The following is a 19,892-nucleotide window of genomic DNA, read 5'->3' as shown; positions in this document are numbered from 1 at the left end:
CAATCCGTTTCTAAAAAAGCAACCTCCTCCAAATAAATATATACAAGGAGTTCTTTTTTGAAATTTTAATTAAATTTAGTCTTAGACCTGTAAAATGGGTAGATTTATTATGCAGTAAATTTATTTAGGACAGGATTGGTTTTTTGTTATAATTAATTCATTGTTTTTGTAAGAATATTAATATATTTAGTGTGTTACATATCAAGATTAACTAATTAAATTGGTATTACACGATTATAATATTTCTTTTCATTTAAACGATTTTTTATATGTCTAAAATAAATCCTTTTAAGCCTAATCATCCAGTATCTCCAAGTATGTTTGTAGGGAGAATTTTTGAAATTAATGCTCTAGAAAAGAGTCTTTTTCAAACTAAAAATGGGTATCCTTCAAATTTTTTAATCACAGGAGAAAGAGGTATTGGTAAGTCTTCTCTTTTAGGGGTTATAAAGCCCATAGCAAATGGGGAAGTTACTAGTCTTAATTATGAGGTTTTTAATTTTATATCTATAAATCTTGTTATTACTCCAAGAACTACTTTAGTTGTTTTAATGCAATTGATTGAGAAAGCATTAAAAAGGAAATTAGAGAATATAGAAAAAGCTAAAGATTTTCTTAATAATACGTGGACTTTTGTAGAACGTATTAAAACTTTAGATTCAAAAGTAGAAAAAACAAAGAGTAGTGATCGGTTAGATTTAATTATTGATGATTTTGTTTACTTTTTAGCAGAAATTTGTAAAATAATCACCAACTCAGAAAATGAACAAGAACCCAAAGACGGTATTGTATTTTTTATTGATGAAGCCGATAGTTCTTCTCAAGATTTACATCTTGGTTATTTTTTTAAAATGGTTACAGAGTTACTATTACAACATGGTTGTTGTAATATAATGTTTATTGTTGTGGGGTTGCCTAATGTTGTTGAAAAGTTAACATTATCTCATGAGTCTTCAATGAGAATTTTTAATCATTTAGTAATAAAAGAATTATCTCCAGAATATAGTTGTTATGCAGTAGATAAAGGCTTGGAAATAGGAAATAAAATTAATTCTAAAATAACGACTATAACTTCAGATGCTAAAACTTTAATTTCAACATTGTCTAGAGGTTATCCTCGTTTTATTCAGCAGTTTTCATATTCAGCATTTGAGTTTTCTACAAATGGAGAAATAAGTACTGATGATGTAAATAAAGGCGTTTTTGTTGTTGGAGGTGCTTTGGATATTATAGGTAAGAGATATTATTATAGGGCGTATAATGAACAAATTAAATCTGACGATTACAGAGAAGTTTTGTCCATAATGGCCGAAAGTATGAATTCATGGGTTAAAAAAAGCGAAATTCATGATAAATTCAATGGAGCAGATCATGTGGTTACAGATGCATTAAAAGTTTTATCTTCAAAAAAAATAATACTAAAAAACCCATCTAAGAACTGGGAATATAGACTTCAATATAAGGGATTTGCATTGTGGGTTAGATTATTTGGAGAAAGAGAAAAATTATATTCAACAGATGTTAGTATGTAATTGCTATTTGCTTGTAAAGTTAGTTTATAAAATAAAAATTATTTTAGAACCTTTAATTTGTTAAATAAACATAGTTTTAAATTAGGAGTTCTCCAAAAGCATCAAAAAATACTTATCTTGCTTATTATATAGACAAATTAGAACATGAAAAAACTAGCATTACACTGGAAGATTATTATAGGAATGGTCCTGGGAATCATATTTGGTTTTATTATGAATACCGTAGATGGGGGAAAAGGATTTGTATCAGATTGGATCGCTCCTTTTGGAAAAATATTCATCAATCTCTTAAAGTTAATTGCAGTCCCTTTAATTCTGGCATCTTTAATTAAAGGGATATCAGATTTAAAAGATATTTCTAAAATAAAATCAATGGGCATAAGAACTATTGGTATATATGTAGGAACTACTCTTGTTGCAATAGTTATTGGTTTAAGTATAGTGAATACTTTAAAACCAGGAAATGGAATGCCTCAAGAAACTATTGAAAAAATAAAACTTAAATACGAAAATGATGCCGGTGTAACAGATAAGTTAATGAAAGCATCTGCTCAAAAAGATGCTGGGCCATTACAAGCTTTAGTAGATATTTTTCCAAGTAATATATTTAAATCTTTTGTAGATGCATCTATGTTACAAGTTATCTTTTTTGCATTGTTTGTTGGTGTTTGCTTATTGTTAATAGGAGAAAAGAAAGCAAAACCTCTTGTAGATTTCTTTGATTCACTTAATGAAGTAGTGATGAAAATGGTAGATTTAATTATGCTTTTTGCGCCTTATGCTGTATTTGCTCTATTGGCAAATGTTATTATTGCTTTCGATGATACTGAGATTTTAGTAAAACTTCTTTGGTATGCTTTATGCGTAGTGGGAGGTCTTATTTTAATGATTGGTTTTTATCTTATTTTAATAAGTGTTTATACTAAAAAATCGCCTACATGGTTTTTAAAACAAATAAGTCCTGCACAATTATTAGCTTTTTCTACCAGTAGTAGTGCAGCAACTTTACCTGTAACAATGGAACGTGTAGAAGAACATTTAGGTGTCGATAAGGAAGTCTCAGGTTTTGTACTACCAGTTGGAGCTACAGTTAATATGGATGGAACCAGTTTATATCAAGGTATAGCTGCTGTATTTATTATGCAGGTTATCTGGCCAGAAGGACTAACGTTTACAAACCAGTTGGTTATAGTTGCTACAGCATTATTAGCTTCTATAGGAAGCGCCGCAGTACCAAGTGCAGGTATGGTAATGCTGGTTATTGTGCTAGAATCTATAGGTTTTCCTGCTGAGTTATTACCCATAGGTTTAGCGCTTATTTTTGCAGTAGACAGACCTTTAGATATGTGTAGAACTGTTGTTAATGTAACAGGAGATGCTACAGTGTCTATGATGGTAGCTAAGTCGTTAGGGAAATTACATGATCCCAAACCTAAGAAATGGGACGATAATTATGAAGCTGTAAAATAAGTTAGAAATTTGTTAATTGATTACTGTTAATAATAAATAATTCAAAATGAGTTCAAATATTTCAATGTCATCACCTGTAGTTTCGGTAGCATGGCTTTATGATAATTTAAATGCTAATAATCTTATTGTTTTAGATGGAACGATAAACAAAGTTTTTGAAACTTCTCAAGATCAAATACCAAATACGCGTTTTTTTGATATAAAAAAGAAGTTTAGCGATGTGTCAAATGAGTTTCCTAGTGCATTTCCAGCGATAGAGCAATTTCAAAAAGAAGTTAGAGCTTTAGGAATTAATAAAGATAGTGCATTGGTGATTTACGATGATAAAGGTATTTATTCTAGTGCCCGAGTTTGGTGGATGTTTAAATCCTTTGGATTTGATAATGTAGCAGTTTTAGACGGAGGTTTTCCAGCTTGGTTAAAGGCGGAGTTTCCAATAGAACCTATGAAAATATATGAAGGAGATTTAGGTGATTTTGTTGCTAATTATCAACCAAAAAACATGACTTTTTTTGAAGGTATGAAGTTGGCTTCAACAAATAAAACACATACTATAATTGATGCCCGTTCAGAGGGGCGCTTCAATTGTACTACTCCTGAATCTAGAGCAGGTTTACGTATGGGGACTATACCAAATTCTGTTAATTTACCATTCACAGATTTATTAGAAAATGGCGTATTGAAATCTGAAAAAGATATTGCAACTAGTTTTTCTAAGTTAGCAGATAGCAATGATGCTATTATTTTTTCATGTGGATCTGGTCTTACCGCTTGTGTTTTAGCTTTAGGTGCTGAAATATCTGGTTATAAAAATATAACTGTTTATGATGGTTCCTGGACAGAATGGGGTAGTTTGGTTGAAGCATAAATAATATTATTATAAGTGAACCAAAAAATCAAAGTTGTATGTAATTTTCCATTATTAATAATTGAAACATGAATAAGTGAGATTTCTATCTAAATACCTAAAAAAGTTTAAAGACAAAAAAGAATTAAAAAAATCTAATTTTGGAAGAGATTATGGATGGTATATTGAATATGAAGGTAAAATTGTTGGTGAACTTGTTGACTGGAAGTTTACTGATATGTTTTGGTGTTCTTATAAAGTAGTATCTATATGTAATGAATGGGAACATATTCTGTTTGACGAAAAACTATGGCAGAATTGTGAATTCAAATTCAAAAATAAAAAACACGATAAATATGCTGAAAACGCATTTTCCGGATTTACTTCAGGAAGTTTAATAGAAACAAAAACAGTTGGAATGCGAATGCTATACTTTACTGAACTTTGAAAACAAAATAGAAGCTTTTTGTAAACCAGAAATTTGTATACTATTTTCTTGAATGTAAGGAGATAGCTTATCGAATTTAAACTCTGTAGTACCAGCAAGTAATGTGATTTTTGCTATACGCGTAATTTGAGCTCCATTTGTATAAACAGTTACTGTATTTAATGATGTTGGAGTAGGAGTTATATTCTTTGAGAAAGCATAGCTAGTACTTAAAAGAAATAGAAGTATTAGATTTTTCATTTATTGAAATTTAATAAGTTTCAATAAAACTATTCCAATTTAAGATGTTTAAAAACTAAGAATGAGTATATGTTCTCTCTATGATTGTGAAAAGGTTGTTTGAGTTAGTTTAAGTCTTTTTTAATTCAAGAATTTACTCTTCAGTTCTGGAGTAGGAATCATACAAGTCTCTTTTTTACCATACCATTTATAACGATTTTTGGCAATAAAGTCGTAAACCCAATTGCGAATAAAAGCGGGTACAATAAAAAAAATACCCATTAAATTTAGAGGAAACCCTAAATGATTAGCAACTTTTAAAGCCGCAGTAGATTTATAAGCAATGCCTTTTTCAGGTGTATAAAGTAGAATAGAGTCTGTTTTTTGAGTATCTATATGGTAAGTGTCTATAATTTCTTTTCCAGCTTTACTTTGAAGAGGAGCAAACATAAATATATTCTTTTTGTCATGTTTAATAACATAATTTATGGAGCTATTGCAAAGATTGCAAACACCATCAAAAAGAATTAGTTTTTTATGTTTTGGAAAATTTGTCATTTTATTTTTTTAGCTTCAACAAGTTCCAGTAAATCTATATTTACATTAGTCGTAAAAATACCGTAATTAACAACAGCTTTGTTTTTTTCTATTTTATCAATAGTTCCAATAGCTCGACCATCTTCCATACGAACACGATCACCTATTCTAATAATAGCTTTTGGTTTTGGGGCTTCAATTGCTTTTTTCTTGGCTTCTTTTTTCTTTTTACGAATAATTTCAACTTTCTTTTCGGCTTCTTGCTTTACTTTTTGTTCTTTTTCTTTTATAACTTTTTTCTGTTTAGCAGTAACTTTTTTTCGTTTAGAATTTTCTATTTGAACGACTTTAAAAAGTTCGGACATTAACTCACGTTTCTGTTTGTTATCAAAATATTTTTCAGCAATATCGTTTACTTTTTGTCCCAGATAGATTAAACGTTGGTTGCTATCATATAATTCCTGATAACTTTCTAATTTCTTTTGGATTTTTGCATTAATACCTTCTAGCTTATCAGCTTCTTCAATCTTTTTCTTTTCGTTAAGCTTTAAAGATTGTCCAGTTTTTTCCAATCTAGAGCGTTCTTTTTGGAGTTTAGCTATAGTGGCATCAAATCGTACTTTACTGCGCTCTATCTTCTTTTTAGCTCGGTTTATTAAGCTATATGGGATTCCGTTTTTTTGCGCAACTTCAAAAGTAAATGAACTACCTGCCTGTCCAATAACTAATTTAAAAAGAGGTTCTAGTGTGCGTTCATCAAACAACATATTTGCGTTGAGCATGTGCGGTAACTCATTAGCTAATATTTTTAAGTTGGAATAGTGGGTCGTGATTATGCCAAAAGCTTCTCGATGATAGAATTCTTCTAAAAATGTTTCAGCCAAGGCTCCACCAAGTTCGGGGTCACTACCTGTTCCAAATTCATCAATTAAAAAGAGGGTGTTTTTATTACACTTCTTTAAAAAATAATTCATTTGCTTTAAGCGGTAACTATAGGTGCTTAGGTGGTTTTCAATAGATTGATTATCTCCAATATCACTTAAAATTCTATCAAATAAACAAACTGTGCTACGTTCATGAACAGGAATTAATAATCCACTTTGAATCATGACTTGTAATAATCCTACTGTTTTAAGAGTAATACTTTTTCCACCAGCGTTTGGTCCAGAAATAACAATGATTCTACTGTCTTTTTTTAACTCAATAGTCTGTGGATGTGTCGTTTCTTTCTTTGCTAAATTATTTAAATAGAGTAGTGGGTGGTAGGCATCACGTAAGTACATGCTTTTATCTTCCGAAAATTCAGGAAGAATAGCATTCATCGATTTAGCATATTTTGCTTTCGCAGAAATAACATCTATATCTATTAAAAATGTTTGACAGTCTTCTAATAAAGGAAGAAACGGACGAATAAAATTGGTAACTTCTTTTAGAATTCTAATAATTTCTTCATGTTCTTCGTATTCTAAGTTATTCAATTCTCTAGAATATTGAAGTGTAGTCTCGGGCTCTATATATACAATGCTTCCTGTTTTACTACCTCCCATAATAGCACCTTTAACTTTACGTCTGTACATGGCTTTTACGGCTAGTACACGTTTGTTTTCTACTACAGACTCTCTAATATCATCTAAGTATTCAAGATTGTGGTATGTATTTAAAGCAGATGAAAAGCTGGCATTTATTTTTCCTTTTATTTGATTTATAGATTGTCTTAAATCGAAAAGTAAGTTTGAAGCATTATCTTTTATATCACCAAATCGATCTACAATGCCATCTATTTTTTCAATAATAACTTTTGTGACTTCAATATGTGAAGCAAAATCATTTAATCCTGGGTAATACTCTGCAAACTTTTTTAAAAAAGTAACAATGCTATTAGTGGTTATAGATATTGAAATAATCTTTTTTAAACTATGAATTTCAAGATACGTATTCTCTATTTTTAGTAGTTTAAGTTCATTACTAATAGTATCGAAACCGTGGTTAGGTATTCGATTATCGTTATAAAAAGAAGATAGATATTCATTTGTTAATTGTAAATTAACAAGAAGTTCTTCTTTAGTTTTATAAGGAGAAATTTGTAATGTTTTTTCGTTACCTAGAGCAGTTACACATAGTTCGCTAACTTGTTGTAAAACTGTAGAGAATTCTAAGTCTTGTAGTGTTTTATTATGAATATTGATCATTCTTTAATATAGAATCTTTAAATAAAGAAACAAAGTTAAACATTATGTTTGAGATGTTTTTGTAGTTAAATAAATACATAAAACAATTAATTAACAGTTTTAAGTGCTTGTTTAACAAAGTTATAACAGTATTAAACGTAATTTATGTATACCTTGATGTTGTAATTTTATTTTATAAGTTTTAAGAATAGTGTGTTATTATATTCTTGTCAATCAAAAATGAACAGTTAATTTTTAGGCTCAATCTATATTTGGTTGAGCTTTTTTAACCATGAATAGTTTCAGATTTGCCATAGTTTTTAATCACTTCTGCTTCAAATTCAATAAGTTCTTGCCATCTTTTATCTACATCAATATCTTTTCCGTATTTACGAGCAAAACTAATAAAAGTGGTGTAATGTCCAGCTTCACTAATCATTAAGTCATGATAAAATTTAGAAAGTTCTGGGTCTTTTATTTCTTTTGATAGTAATTTAAAGCGTTCACAGCTTCTAGCTTCAATCATAGCCGAAAATAATAATCTATCAACCATGCATTGTAGTCTATTACCACCTTTGTTCATAAATTTGTATAGTTCATTTACATAGCTGTCTTTTCGCTCTCTACCTAGTTTATATCCACGTTTTTTAATGATATCATGTACCATTTGAAAGTGTTCTAGTTCTTCTTGAGCTAAAATGAGTAAATCTGTAACTAAATCTGTATATTCAGAATTAAGTGTAATAATAGTTATAGCATTAGTGGCAGCCTTTTGCTCGCACCAAGCATGATCTGTTAAGATTTCTTCTATATTTGATTCTACAATATTTACCCAACGAGGGTCTGTTTCTAGTTTTAAACCTAGCATGATATTATTTTTTTTGTAAATGTAGTTATAAGAGTCTAGCTGTAAAAGGTTAGCTAATATAATTCCAGATATTCTTGTATTTACTAAGAGATCTGTAGGTGTCTAAAATTACTTTATTATCAGTATTAGAGAGTGTTGGGTCTAATTTTAAGATGTTTTTAGAGTGGTACCTAGCTAATTGTAAAATATCATTATCTTTAATAATATCGGCGATTTTAAGGTTTAAAACACCACTTTGTTGCGTTCCCATTAAATCTCCAGGACCTCTTAAACGTAAATCAACTTCAGCTATTTCAAAACCATCGTTAGTTTTTACCATAGTTTCTAGTCTGGTTTTACTATCGTTACTTAATTTATAGCTGGTCATTAAAATACAATAACTTTGTTCTGCACCACGACCTACACGACCACGTAATTGATGCAGTTGAGATAAACCAAAGCGTTCTGCGCTTTCAATAATCATAACAGAAGCATTGGGAACGTTTACTCCAACTTCAATTACAGTTGTAGCGACCATGATTTGTGTTTCTCCTTTAATAAAGCGTTGCATTTCGTAATCTTTGTCGGCGGGCTTCATTTTTCCATGTACAATGGATATTTGATAATCGGGTGTAGGGAAATCTCTGGCTATACTTTCGTAACCATCCATTAAATCTTTGTAATCCATATTTTCGCTTTCCTGAATTAATGGATATACAATATAAATTTGTCTGCCTTTGGAAATTTCATCTCTAATAAACCGGAAAACATTTAGTCTATTTTTGTCGTATCTATGAACCGTTTTTATGGACTTTCTACCAGGTGGTAACTCGTCAATTATAGAGATGTCTAAATCACCATAAACAGACATTGCTAAGGTACGAGGAATTGGTGTTGCAGTCATAACTAAAACGTGTGGAGGAGAGGTGTTTTTTCTCCATAATTTACTGCGTTGCGCAACTCCAAAACGATGTTGTTCGTCAATAATAGCTAACCCTAAATTTTTAAATTTTACTTTGTCTTCAAGTAGTGCATGTGTGCCTATTAATATTTGTAATTCTCCGTTTTCTAGAATTTTATGAATTTCTTTTCGCTTAGAAGTCTTAGTTGAACCCGTGAGTATTTCTATATTGATATTCAGTTGTTTACATAGTTCATTTAATCCTGAGTAGTGTTGGACTGACAAAATTTCAGTTGGCGCCATTAAACATGCTTGAAAACCATTGTCAAGTGCCATTAACATTGACATTAGTGCAACAATGGTCTTTCCAGAACCTACATCACCCTGTAAAAGCCGATTCATTTGAGCATTGCTACCTAAATCTGAACGAATTTCCTTTAAAACACGTTTCTGTGCATTGGTTAAATCAAAGGGCAAGTGCTCTTTAAAAAAGGTATTAAAATAGTAACCAACCTGTTCAAAAGGAAAGCCTTTTATTTTAGATTTATGGACTAAGTTTTTAATGATTAATTGTAGTTGAATATAAAATAATTCTTCAAATTTTAGTCTAAATTGTGCTCGAGAAAGTAGCTCTTGACTCTTTGGAAAATGAACATTGAAAAGCGCCGATTTTTTACTGATTAATTTGAGTTCTGAACGTAAATTTTCAGGCAAAGTTTCAACAAATTTTCCATTCGTTTCAATGAATAGTTGTTGCATAATTTTGCTAATAACACGATTGGTTATGCCACTGTTTGATAATTTTTCTGTAGAAGGATATACAGGTTGCATAGCAGAACGTAGATTTTTTTCATGCGCTTCTTGCACTTCTAGTTCTGGGTGTGCCATGCTAAATTTACCACCATACCAATTGGTTTTTCCAAAAGCAACGTAAGTTTTATTAAGTTTTAAGTTTTCTCTAATCCATTTCTGTCCACGAAACCAAACTAACTCAATCGTACCTGTATCGTCTTGAAATGTAGCAACTAGTCGTTTTCCACGTTTTTGAGCGACTTCTTTAAATCCGATTATTTTACCAATAACTTGTACATCGGCATTATTACGTTGCAAGCCTTTTATTTTGTAATATTGGGTTCTATCTATGTATCTATTTGGAAATAAATTAATTAGATCTTGATATGTGTGAATACCTAGCTCCTTGCGCAGTAAACCTGCACGATTTGGCCCTACGCCCTTTAAATAATCTATAGGAGTTTGAAGTTTTGCACTCATAAAAGCGAATTTAAATAATTCTAATGAAAGTGGGAATCTTATTATATTGTAACTTTTAAAAATTGTATTTTGGCTTAATCCTTGTTTAAATCAGTTTATGAGATATCTACTAGTAATTTTAACTATTTTTTTATGTTGGTCTGTAAAAGGTCAACAAAGAAATTTTGTAGATTTTAAAACAGCTAAAGCAGCTATTGTTTTTGGTGATTTAAAGAAAAAAGAAGTTTTTGGAGTTATTTCGTATACATTTAAAGTGTTGAAGGATGTAGATTCTGTTTTTGTTGATGCTAAAGGTTTTCAAAACATTGAATCTATTTTAGATGGGCAGTTTTCTGATAATATATATAATGGAAAACAACTCATTATTAAACATGGGTTTAAGGCTAATAGTAAACATACATTAGAAATTACTTGGAAAACAAATCCTAGAAAAGCCATGTATTTTATCGGTTGGAATAATGATGGACAAAATCAAATATGGACGCAAGGCCAAGGTAAATACACTAGTAATTGGTTGCCTAGTTTTGATGATATGGGAGAGAAAGTAGTTTTTGATTTAAATATAACTTTCGATAAAGCATATGAGGTTGTAGCTAACGGAAAGCTTGTTGAAAAGAATACAAAGGGTAATTTAACCACATGGTGTTATAATATGAACCACCCTATGTCTAGCTATTTAGTAGCTCTAGCTATAGGTAAGTATAATAAGAAAAAAGCGATTTCTAAAAGTAACATACCTTTAGAAATGTATTATTACCCTAAAGATTCTTTAAAATTTGAACCTACTTATCGTTATACAAAACGTATGTTCGATTTTTTAGAAGATGAAATTGGAGTGTCATATCCATGGCAAAATTATAAACAAGTACCTGTTAAAGATTTTCTGTATGCAGGTATGGAAAATACAAGTACGACTATATTTTCAGATGCGTTTGTTATTGATTCTATAGCTTTTATTGATAAAAATTATGTAAACATAAATGCTCATGAATTAGTGCATCAATGGTTTGGTAATTTAATAACAGAAACTTCTGGAACCCATCACTGGTTGCAAGAAGGCTTTGCTACTTATTATGCGTTACTTTCAGAAAAAGAAGTGTTTGGAGAGAATTATTACTATTGGAGATTGTATGAATATGCCCAAGAATTATTAGAACAAGATAAAGCAGGAGGGAGTACATCGCTATTAGATCCAAAATCGAGTAGTATCACTTTTTATAAAAAAGGCGCTTGGGTACTCTACATGCTAAGAGAACATGTAGGTACTAGTAATTTTAAAACTGCAATTAAGAATTATTTATCAAAATATAAATTTAAAAATGTAGAAACTAAGAACTTTATTAATGAGATCGAGCAGGTAAGTGGGATGAATTTAGAGGGTTTTGTTAAGAAATGGATAAAGAGTAAATCACTAGAATATAAAGAAATGGAAAGTCATCTTTATTCGGTTTCTAATGATATTCGAGATTATTCGAAGATAAACTGTGATTTAGATTGTTATAAGTTATTTAGAAAAACGAAAAGTGAAAAACAAAAACAAAAAATAGTAAGAGAATCACAGGACGCTATGTATTCTGAAATTAAGAATACTAAAAACTTAAAAGTAAGGCAAACTATGGCGCAAAAGGCTTCAAATGATCTAAAGAAATATAAGATTGATTATGAATCCTTTTTGAATGATAAGTCATATCTTACAATAGAAGCCACTTTGTTTACCTTATGGAGTTCATTTCCCATTGATAGAGAGAAATATTTAAAACAAACAAAAGGAATTCAGGGGTTTAATGATAAAAATTTACGAATATTATGGTTAACATTAGCTTTAGTGACTGAAGGTTTTGAATTAGAAAACAAAAAACAATATTTTAACGAACTTATAGACTATACAGATTTTAAGTATGGTTTCGAGGTAAGGCAAAAAGCATTCCAATACTTGAGTGAAATTGGAGCTTGTAATAATATATGTATTAAAAATTTAGAACAAGCAACCACGCATCATAGTTGGCAATTCTCTAAATTTGCGAAGCTATTAATAAAAAGGCTAAAAACTTAAGTTACATTTAGTAACTAAAACATTATAGATATAACAATAAATGAAGGCATTAGTAATTTCTGGAGGGGGTAGTAAAGGCGCATATGCTGGAGGAGTAGCTCAATATTTAATTCAAGAAGAAAAACGTGATTACGATCTGTATTTAGGTACGTCGACAGGAAGCTTATTGGTACCTCATCTAGCTGCAAATAAAATAGATAAGATTCATGATATATTTACTAATGTAAACCAAAGTAATATTTTTAGTATTAATCCTTTTATAAAGCGTAAAAAAGGGAATAGAGAATATGTTTCTATTAATTTTTTTAATACACTTATTCAATTTATTAAGAAAAAAAGAACCTTTGGAGAAAGCAAGGCGTTGAAACGCTATATAAAAAAGAATTTTACAGAGGAAGAGTATAATTTAATTAAAGAAACAAAAGAAGATGTCGTAGTAACAGTTTCAAACTTATCAAAAAATAGAATAGAATATAAGTCTATAAAAGATTTTTCATATGAAGAGTTTTGTGAATGGACTTGGATTTCTTGTAATTATATACCCTTTATGTCTTTGGTAAAGGTTAATGGTTTTGAATATGCAGATGGTGCATTAGGGTGTGTTGTGCCCATACGAGAAGCTATTCTTAGAGGAGCAACAGAAATAGATGCAGTTATTTTAGAGTCTGAAAATATGGAATACAACAAAATACTAGGTAAGAATCCATTCTCTCTAATGATTAATTTGTTTGGGCATTTGCTAGATCAAATAGAACGTAATGATATTACTATAGGGAAACTAGCAGCTAAGCATAAAAATGTTAAGCTCAACTTATATTATACACCATCAAAACTTACAGAAAACTCATTAATCTTTAATAAAAAATTAATGAGATCTTGGTGGCAGCAGGGATATGCGAATGCTAAAGAAAAATGTAATCAAGCACAGTCTAATGAGTTACGCATTGATTAAGGTTAGCTATGGCAAAAAAACTACCACATATCTGATACTTCTTCTTTAATAAAGGCTAAAGCGGCATCACTAGGTGAGTGACGATCCATCATTTCTGTTAATACAACTTCTCTTAATTTATTAGCTGTATCTGTTTTTTCCAGTAAACTAGCTTTTCTAATAAGTTGTATAGTAGTATTTTTTGCTGTGGTTATAATATTCCAACATTTGTCACTTATATATATTTGTTGAGATAAATTATGTTCGAATTCCTGTTCAATACTTTGAATAAGTAAAGATTCGTAGGCATCTTTGTCTGATGATATAGGTTGAGTTCTAACAATCAGTTTTGAAGGCGTAATACGTTCTAAAAATATAGCCATACGTTCGTAAGCTTGAAGACGTAATGGCATAGCACTAACTTGCATATCTTTTTTTAATAAAAAGCGTCTACGTCCATCTTCGTTTTTGGTGTGTTCTCTAAAAAAATAATAAGCTATTACACCTGTGATTAAAGAGGGGATAGCGAATAAAAATAGGTCAATAATTCTGGATAGTTCCATATGAAATGAGTTTAAGTACAAACATAAGTGGTTTGAATTTATTCTACAAGAAAAATTAAAAAACCCAATTATTTAAAACTATTATTTAGTTATACATAATAAATAATAAGATAAATCTGTTTTTTTTAGATTACTTTAATTAATTCTCATCAGTAAGAAAAATAATATTATTTTTGTCAAGCCCAAACAAATCAAAACACAAAATGAAAAACACAAAATTTAAAGAAATCAAGCTTATAAAATTTATTTTTATATTATTAATAACATCTCATGTTTTTTCAAAGAACATTTATGTTTCAAAGTCAGGTAGTAACAGCAATACAGGTACAGTAAACGCACCTTTTTTGACTATACAAAAAGGTCTAGATGTAGCTTTGGCTGGAGATGTAGTAATGATAGATGGTGGAGAATATATTGGAAATATTACAGCAAAAAATAGTGGTAGTGATGGTAAGTTTATTACAATTAGACCTTTAAATATTAATAGGCCAGTTACAATTAAGGGAGCTTTTAGAGCTTTTAAAAAAAGTTACTTAAGGATAAGGAATTTACGTTTTCAAGATGAGCGAAATGGTATATACATCGAAGGACCTTGTAGTTATATAGAAATTATAGGTAACCATACTTTTAATACAAGTTCTTCTGGTATTGGTGTATGGGGTGTTGCTTGGAGAAAAGACCCTAAGACATACGAAAATATTAGCCATTTAATAATTAAAAATAATAAAGTAGAAAATGCATGTAATGGTGGTTATAATGAGTGTATAACATTAGCTAATGGTGTTACTGATTTTGAAATTAGCAATAATGAAGTTTTTAATGGTCAAGATGGTTCTAATGGAGGAGAAGGTATAGATGTAAAAGAAGGAGCGAAAAGAGGTAGAATTTTTGGAAATAGAATACATGATTTAAAGCGTCAAGCAGGTATATATCTAGATGCAGGTGGGTTATTAGGGTTTACGCCTCCAGAAATTGAAGATATTAGGATTTATAATAATATAGTATGGAATAATGTGAATGCTGGTGCTGGAGGAGGCGCTTTTACTATGGGAACAGAAGGAGACGGAAATACTTTTAATATTTTATTAGTTAATAATGTGGCTTATAATAACGAAGAAGATGGCTTTATGGTTTATAAGCATCCAGCGGGAAGTGGTAATGTTTATGATATTAAGGCAATTAATAACACATTCGTAAATAATGGAAGATTTGGTATATTACTTAATTTTTCTACTGCAGAAAATATGGTTTATAGAAATAATATTTGCTATAAAAACGGCAGAAAAAACTTTAATTTATCAAGTTATACTAGTTTTGTTGAAACGAATAATTTAACAGATGGAACAGATCCAAAGTTTGTAGATCAAGCTAATGCTAATTTTAGACTTAAGGAAGGTTCGCCAGCCATAGATGCAGGAACTGTAAAAAATAGCTTGAATAGAGATATTGAAGGAAATCCTAGATTTGGAAATGTTGATATAGGTGCTTATGAATATCAAAAAAGTATGCGATTGTCTAATAATAGCTTAAGAGCTAAAAATAATATTCCAATCACACGGATTTATCCTAATCCTTTAAGATCTGGAGGTAAATTGAATATTAATACGATATCTAATGAAAATTTAATACTTAAAATTAGCAACCTTAATGGACAATTATTAAAAGAGACCTCAATTAAAGATAATTTGACTTTAGATTTAAAACCAGGAATTTATATAGTATCAATAAATGATGAAGAGGGTAAGCGTGATAATGCGCATTATCAAAAATTAATTATCTATTAAATTGTCAATTTAAAATAAATAAAACAAAAAGCTACCTTTTTAAAAGGTAGCTTTTTGTTTTATAACCATTGATAAATAAGATATATATAATAAGTAATGTTCTTCATGTATCATTATTACAGCTATATTCTGTTTTAGGGGTATATATAAGTGCTTCTACAATTTTTTAGAATTAACAATTTCCTCCTAAATGCAAGCAACCTTTTAAATTCTGCATACCTTTAAAAGATACAGATGTTTTTTCATAGTGAAACATTCTACTTAGTCCTTTAGAAAGACTATGATCGTCAACATTCATTTCAATATCATCCATTTTAAACTGGCAAGGGTGTTCATATCCAGCAGCATGTGTTATTTCTATAAGTTCTTTTCTAAATGTTTTAAAATATTGAGCTAAACGAGCGGATTTTAGAGTAGGATCTATGCCATTTTGTAACCATTTGTTTTGGGTAGCTACACCAGCAGGACATCGATTTGTATGGCATACCTGTGCTTGAATACAGCCAATACTCATCATAGCCTCACGAGCTACATTAATACAGTCAACTCCCATAGCAAAGGCCATGGCTGCTTTAGCAGGAAAGCCTAATTTACCGCTACCAATAAAAACAATACGCTTAGTTAATCCTTTTTCTTTAAAAAGTTTATATAAATCACTAAAGCCATAAGTCCAAGGTAAAGACACATGGTCTGCAAAGCTAGGAGGTGCAGCTCCTGTACCACCTTCACCACCATCAACAGTTATAAAATCAGGGCCTTTTCCTGTTTTTTGCATAATATTTGCAAGTTCTTCCCACTGTTCTAATTTACCAATAGCAGCTTTTATACCAACAGGTAGTCCTGTAGCTTCAGCAATGGCTTCAATAAAATCGATCATTTCGGGTACGTTAGAGAAAGCTTTATGGTTTGGAGGAGATAAGACATCTTTTCCTATTTCGACTCCTCTAATATTAGCAATTTCTTTAGTTATTTTTGAGCCAGGTAGTACACCACCTTTCCCTGGTTTAGCACCTTGAGATAGTTTGACTTCAATAGCGCGAATAAATGGATTGTTTTTAACTAATTTTATCATTTTTTTCATAGAAAATCCACCATCTTCTGCACGTACACCAAAGTAGCCTGTTCCAAAATGGAATACTACATCTCCACCATTACTGTGGTAAGGTGATAACCCACCTTCTCCAGTATTATGATACGCACCAGCCATTTCAACCCCTTTATTTAACGATTCAACCGCTTTAGCAGAAAGTGATCCAAAACTCATTGCAGAAACATTAATAATGGAAGCTGGACGATATGGTCTTTTACGTTTGCTAAATTCCCCCATAACTTTTGCACATGGTAAAAAACTTTTGTCAATTTTATTTGGATGATTGTCAGGTAGTGTATAGGGCATCATAGCATTATTAATAAAGATATGTTGATGCTGGTGTATATCTCTATTTGTACCAAAGCCTTCGTAGTTATTTTCTTTTTTAGCAGAAGCATAAATCCAACTACGTTCTATACGATTAAATGGTAATTCTTCTCTGTTATTAGCAACGAAATATTGGCGCATTTCTGGACCAATACTCTCAAAAATATAACGAATATGTCCAGCAATAGGAAAGTTATGACTTATGGTATGTTTTTTTTGAATAATATCTCTAAGCGCTATTATTAGTAATACTATTATAATCCATACCCACCATGAAATATTTGATAAAAAAATTAATACTGTATTCATATTTTTTGAAAATCGTTTAAGTCAAAAGTAAACATAATCTGTTTTTATATAAAAATTAATGAAGTCTTTTTAGATTAAAATAATCTGAATTAGAATAAAGACGCTTTAATTTATAATTAGGTATTAAAATTTGGTTTTCGTTACAATTATTATTCAAGTTTTTTTGGTTTCATTAAAAGAAAATATGATGAAGCTAAATGCATGATTTTGTTTTTTTTTAGATAAAATAAAATCGAAATTTTTCTTATACCTATAATTTAGATGTATTAACCTACGTAGTGTTGTCTATTAAATACTTAAACGTGACATTTTTGTCTTACGTGTTTTAATTAGTGTTTTTGTTATTTGTGTAATGTTTTATTATTTTTATTGATGATATAATAATATAATAAGCTATTTGTTAATGTTTGGTTAATTAATTAGAATAATTAGTGCATTTTAGTTTTTGTCTATAAATTTGATTATTACAAAAAATTTAAAGTATCCCTAATCTATTATTAACACATTTAATTAAAATGAGAATAACAAATTTTAAAAGTTTATGCCTTTTTGCTTTTTTTTTATTAGGAGCAGTAAGTTCTAAAGCCCAAAATTTTCCATTATCAGATCCTGGTAATACAGAAGGATGGATTTTTAATCCAGAAGTGAGTGATGAATTCAATGGTTCAGAGTTAGATAAAGCTAAATGGTGGATTCTTGGAGAGAACAATGATTATAGACAAAAATGGAAAGGGAGAGCTCCTGGTCAATTTGTTTCACATAATGTAAAAGTAGAAAGTGGCGATTTAATATTAATGTCACAATGGGAGCCAAGTTTTACTTTTATTAATGAATCTCATGAAGGAACACCTTATGGAGGAGTGGGGAAAAGTCATCCTATTACTCAATCTTGTATTATGAGTGAGAAATTTTTCAAATACGGATATATGGAAATACGGTGCCAATCTGCCGATGCTCCTGTTACCAATGCTTTTTGGACTACAGGGTATCAATCTGAAATTGATATGACCGAAAATTATGGAAAAAGACCTATTGGAAACCCTAAAAATAGAGTAGAAAGCCTTGAAAGACGTTATAGAACAAATTTAATAACAAGATACCCAGATAGAACTGTTGATAGTTATAAGACAGAACATACTTTAGTTGAAAGAACAGCAAGTGATTATTTTGTTTATGGTTTTGAGTGGGATAAAGATTACATGAAAATATATTTTAATGGTATCTTATTAGAAACTAAAACAAGAACAGATATAGAGAATAACGAAAATATAAAATGGATCTGGGATTTCCCTCAAGAACTATGGTTAGATAGCGAGGTTTTTGAATGGTATGGTTTACCTGTTCAACAAGACTTAACATCTCCAGCAGAGTTTAAAATTGATTACGTACGTGTCTGGCAAAAAGAATTATTATCTGGTAGCGATTTTGATGCTTTAGGATTCGAAGGGCCTTTTCATTTCAGTGGTAGAAGTAGAAACTGGTTTCCTGGAGGAGGAAGTTCTACATGGAGAATGGAGGATGAAAAACCTAATACTGGAGACTTTAGCCTTCGTTATAAACAAACAGCTGCAATAACTGTAAACCAAACTATGTTTTCGCCTCCTGGATCACTAGATATTCCTGCAGGTGCTAATAAAATAAATATGAATGTTTGGATTGATCCAGGTACAACTGTAAATACACTTACAGTATTGCTTGAAAGACCTTTTAGGCGAATTGATGTTGATCTTACAGGTGTAGAAAAAGGTAAATGGGTTTCTGTTTCTACATCATTTTCAAGAAGTGCAGCTTCAGATACCAATATCTCAAACGGAGACCGTATAAGATTACAAGTTAGGCCTGCTAATGTTGTAGGTACTAACGCTTTATTTTATGTAGATGATATTAGTTTTGATAACACTAATGGATCACTTTCTGTTAATGAAATAAAAGCTTTCAATTTTAACGTTTACCCAAACCCTACAACTGAAGATATTACTATAAAATCAACAGAAAATAGTACTATTAAAATAGTAAACAGTTTAGGTGTAGAAGTTAAGTCTGTTAAGAATGCATCTCAACTTCAAACTATTTCTGTAAAAGGATTAGCTTCTGGTATTTATTTTGTAACAGTTACTTCAAGTAATAAAAAGGCTGTTAAAAAAATAGTTATTGAATAGTATATAAATAAAAAACGTTCTAAAAAACAAAAATTTTAATTGTTTTTTAGAACGTTTTATTACCTAATTTTTTGTTGACTTATGAACTTTTAATTCCAAGATTAATTAAACGAGCTATACTTCTCATTTAATTAACCATTAAAAAAAAAGGATAAATAATAAGCTTTAGTATATCAAAAGTAAGAACTTCTCTTTTTGGATATGTAAATTAATATATCCTTTTCCATAAAAACACAGGACACTTTGTTTCTTCAATGATCTTCCATCAATTTAATTATATTTAAGGAAGGTTGCGTTCTAAAAAATGCAGTTTTACCTTTTAAATTTTATGATTTTTTATGTTTACTTAGGATTATTTTTAAGTTATTCTATAGCGGAACTCGAGTAGCACCAACTTTAATTATAAAATATTTTATTAAGGCAAAATTGATTTAA

The 19,892-nt window shown here is 30.1% G+C and carries 15 protein-coding genes; 8 read left to right on the top strand and 7 right to left on the bottom strand.

What is annotated here, in order from left to right:
* Nucleotides 1-269 precede the first annotated feature (269 nt).
* From A8C32_RS09450 to A8C32_RS09435, 4 genes are all read left to right on the top strand, one after another.
* On the top strand, nt 270-1,532 hold the full coding sequence (locus A8C32_RS09450) for an AAA family ATPase (protein WP_069830174.1): 1,263 nt from the start codon (nt 270-272) through the stop codon (nt 1,530-1,532).
* Nucleotides 1,533-1,676: 144 nt separating this feature from the next.
* A complete protein-coding gene (locus tag A8C32_RS09445) occupies nt 1,677-3,002 on the top strand; it encodes a dicarboxylate/amino acid:cation symporter (protein ID WP_069830173.1) in 1,326 nt (441 codons plus the stop codon).
* A 46-nt stretch (nt 3,003-3,048) separates the two neighbouring features.
* Nucleotides 3,049-3,870, top strand: coding sequence for a sulfurtransferase (locus A8C32_RS09440; protein ID WP_083253302.1), 822 nt, complete (start codon nt 3,049-3,051; stop codon nt 3,868-3,870).
* 76 nt (nt 3,871-3,946) lie between these two features.
* Entirely contained in the window at nt 3,947-4,297 is a 351-nt protein-coding gene (locus A8C32_RS09435; protein ID WP_069830172.1) for a hypothetical protein, read from the top strand.
* On the opposite strand, the gene A8C32_RS09430 is transcribed toward A8C32_RS09435, so the two are convergent.
* The 5 genes from A8C32_RS09430 to recG form a co-directional block, all read right to left on the bottom strand.
* Nucleotides 4,277-4,537, bottom strand: coding sequence for a DUF4140 domain-containing protein (locus A8C32_RS09430; RefSeq protein ID WP_069830171.1), 261 nt, complete (start codon nt 4,535-4,537; stop codon nt 4,277-4,279). The two genes, A8C32_RS09435 and A8C32_RS09430, sit on opposite strands and share 21 nt — an antisense overlap.
* A gap of 120 nt (nt 4,538-4,657) precedes the next feature.
* On the bottom strand, nt 4,658-5,074 hold the full coding sequence (locus tag A8C32_RS09425) for a thiol-disulfide oxidoreductase DCC family protein (protein ID WP_069830170.1): 417 nt from the start codon (nt 5,072-5,074) through the stop codon (nt 4,658-4,660).
* Nucleotides 5,071-7,242 (bottom strand): endonuclease MutS2, encoded by a 2,172-nt coding sequence (locus tag A8C32_RS09420; RefSeq protein WP_069830169.1) that lies wholly within the window; start codon nt 7,240-7,242, stop codon nt 5,071-5,073. The genes A8C32_RS09425 and A8C32_RS09420 overlap by 4 nt, the downstream gene beginning before the upstream one ends.
* Nucleotides 7,243-7,507: 265 nt before the next feature.
* Nucleotides 7,508-8,089, bottom strand: coding sequence for a MiaE family protein (locus tag A8C32_RS09415; protein ID WP_069830168.1), 582 nt, complete (start codon nt 8,087-8,089; stop codon nt 7,508-7,510).
* Between the two features lie 49 nt (nt 8,090-8,138).
* Nucleotides 8,139-10,241: an ATP-dependent DNA helicase RecG gene (recG, locus tag A8C32_RS09410; RefSeq protein ID WP_069830167.1), complete on the bottom strand. Its 2,103-nt coding sequence runs from the start codon at nt 10,239-10,241 to the stop codon at nt 8,139-8,141.
* A 97-nt stretch (nt 10,242-10,338) separates the two neighbouring features.
* Between recG and A8C32_RS09405 the strand changes: the two genes are divergently transcribed.
* A complete protein-coding gene (locus A8C32_RS09405) occupies nt 10,339-12,294 on the top strand; it encodes a M1 family metallopeptidase (RefSeq protein ID WP_069830166.1) in 1,956 nt (651 codons plus the stop codon).
* Nucleotides 12,295-12,334: 40 nt separating this feature from the next.
* Complete coding sequence (locus A8C32_RS09400) at nt 12,335-13,246, top strand: patatin-like phospholipase family protein (protein WP_069830165.1); 912 nt, start codon at nt 12,335-12,337, stop codon at nt 13,244-13,246.
* 20 nt (nt 13,247-13,266) lie between these two features.
* Here A8C32_RS09400 and A8C32_RS09395 read toward each other — a convergent pair whose 3' ends face one another.
* Nucleotides 13,267-13,788, bottom strand: coding sequence for a DUF7935 family protein (locus A8C32_RS09395; RefSeq protein WP_069830164.1), 522 nt, complete (start codon nt 13,786-13,788; stop codon nt 13,267-13,269).
* A gap of 203 nt (nt 13,789-13,991) precedes the next feature.
* Between A8C32_RS09395 and A8C32_RS09390 the strand changes: the two genes are divergently transcribed.
* Nucleotides 13,992-15,572 carry a choice-of-anchor Q domain-containing protein gene (locus A8C32_RS09390; protein ID WP_069830163.1) on the top strand — a complete coding sequence of 527 codons (1,581 nt, stop codon included), beginning with the start codon at nt 13,992-13,994 and terminating at the stop codon, nt 15,570-15,572.
* Nucleotides 15,573-15,744: 172 nt separating this feature from the next.
* Here A8C32_RS09390 and A8C32_RS09385 read toward each other — a convergent pair whose 3' ends face one another.
* Nucleotides 15,745-17,298, bottom strand: a complete 1,554-nt coding sequence (locus tag A8C32_RS09385) for an FMN-binding glutamate synthase family protein (protein WP_069830162.1) — start codon at nt 17,296-17,298, stop codon at nt 15,745-15,747.
* Between the two features lie 515 nt (nt 17,299-17,813).
* Here A8C32_RS09385 and A8C32_RS09380 point away from each other — a divergent pair.
* The gene (locus tag A8C32_RS09380; protein ID WP_069830161.1) at nt 17,814-19,457 is read left to right on the top strand and encodes a T9SS type A sorting domain-containing protein; all 1,644 of its coding nucleotides are present in this window, start codon (nt 17,814-17,816) and stop codon (nt 19,455-19,457) included.
* Nucleotides 19,458-19,892: the final 435 nt, after the last annotated feature.

The sequence above is a fragment of the Flavivirga aquatica genome (assembly GCF_001747085.1).
GTDB lineage: Bacteria > Bacteroidota > Bacteroidia > Flavobacteriales > Flavobacteriaceae > Algibacter_C > Algibacter_C aquatica.
Note: the sequence above shows the minus strand (reverse complement) of the source record. Positions and strands in the feature narration are given on the sequence as shown.

Excerpts from the sequence above, each read along its gene's own strand:
- A8C32_RS09450 (WP_069830174.1), top strand. The coding sequence starts at position 270 with ATGTCTAAAATAAATCCTTTTAAGCCTAATCATCCAGTATCTCCAAGT.
- A8C32_RS09445 (WP_069830173.1), top strand. The coding sequence starts at position 1,677 with ATGAAAAAACTAGCATTACACTGGAAGATTATTATAGGAATGGTCCTG.
- A8C32_RS09440 (WP_083253302.1), top strand. The coding sequence starts at position 3,049 with ATGAGTTCAAATATTTCAATGTCATCACCTGTAGTTTCGGTAGCATGG.
- A8C32_RS09430 (WP_069830171.1), bottom strand. The coding sequence starts at position 4,537 with ATGAAAAATCTAATACTTCTATTTCTTTTAAGTACTAGCTATGCTTTC.
- A8C32_RS09425 (WP_069830170.1), bottom strand. The coding sequence starts at position 5,074 with ATGACAAATTTTCCAAAACATAAAAAACTAATTCTTTTTGATGGTGTT.
- A8C32_RS09420 (WP_069830169.1), bottom strand. The coding sequence starts at position 7,242 with ATGATCAATATTCATAATAAAACACTACAAGACTTAGAATTCTCTACA.
- A8C32_RS09415 (WP_069830168.1), bottom strand. The coding sequence starts at position 8,089 with ATGCTAGGTTTAAAACTAGAAACAGACCCTCGTTGGGTAAATATTGTA.
- recG (WP_069830167.1), bottom strand. The coding sequence starts at position 10,241 with ATGAGTGCAAAACTTCAAACTCCTATAGATTATTTAAAGGGCGTAGGG.
- A8C32_RS09405 (WP_069830166.1), top strand. The coding sequence starts at position 10,339 with ATGAGATATCTACTAGTAATTTTAACTATTTTTTTATGTTGGTCTGTA.
- A8C32_RS09400 (WP_069830165.1), top strand. The coding sequence starts at position 12,335 with ATGAAGGCATTAGTAATTTCTGGAGGGGGTAGTAAAGGCGCATATGCT.
- A8C32_RS09395 (WP_069830164.1), bottom strand. The coding sequence starts at position 13,788 with ATGGAACTATCCAGAATTATTGACCTATTTTTATTCGCTATCCCCTCT.
- A8C32_RS09390 (WP_069830163.1), top strand. The coding sequence starts at position 13,992 with ATGAAAAACACAAAATTTAAAGAAATCAAGCTTATAAAATTTATTTTT.
- A8C32_RS09385 (WP_069830162.1), bottom strand. The coding sequence starts at position 17,298 with ATGAATACAGTATTAATTTTTTTATCAAATATTTCATGGTGGGTATGG.
- A8C32_RS09380 (WP_069830161.1), top strand. The coding sequence starts at position 17,814 with ATGAGAATAACAAATTTTAAAAGTTTATGCCTTTTTGCTTTTTTTTTA.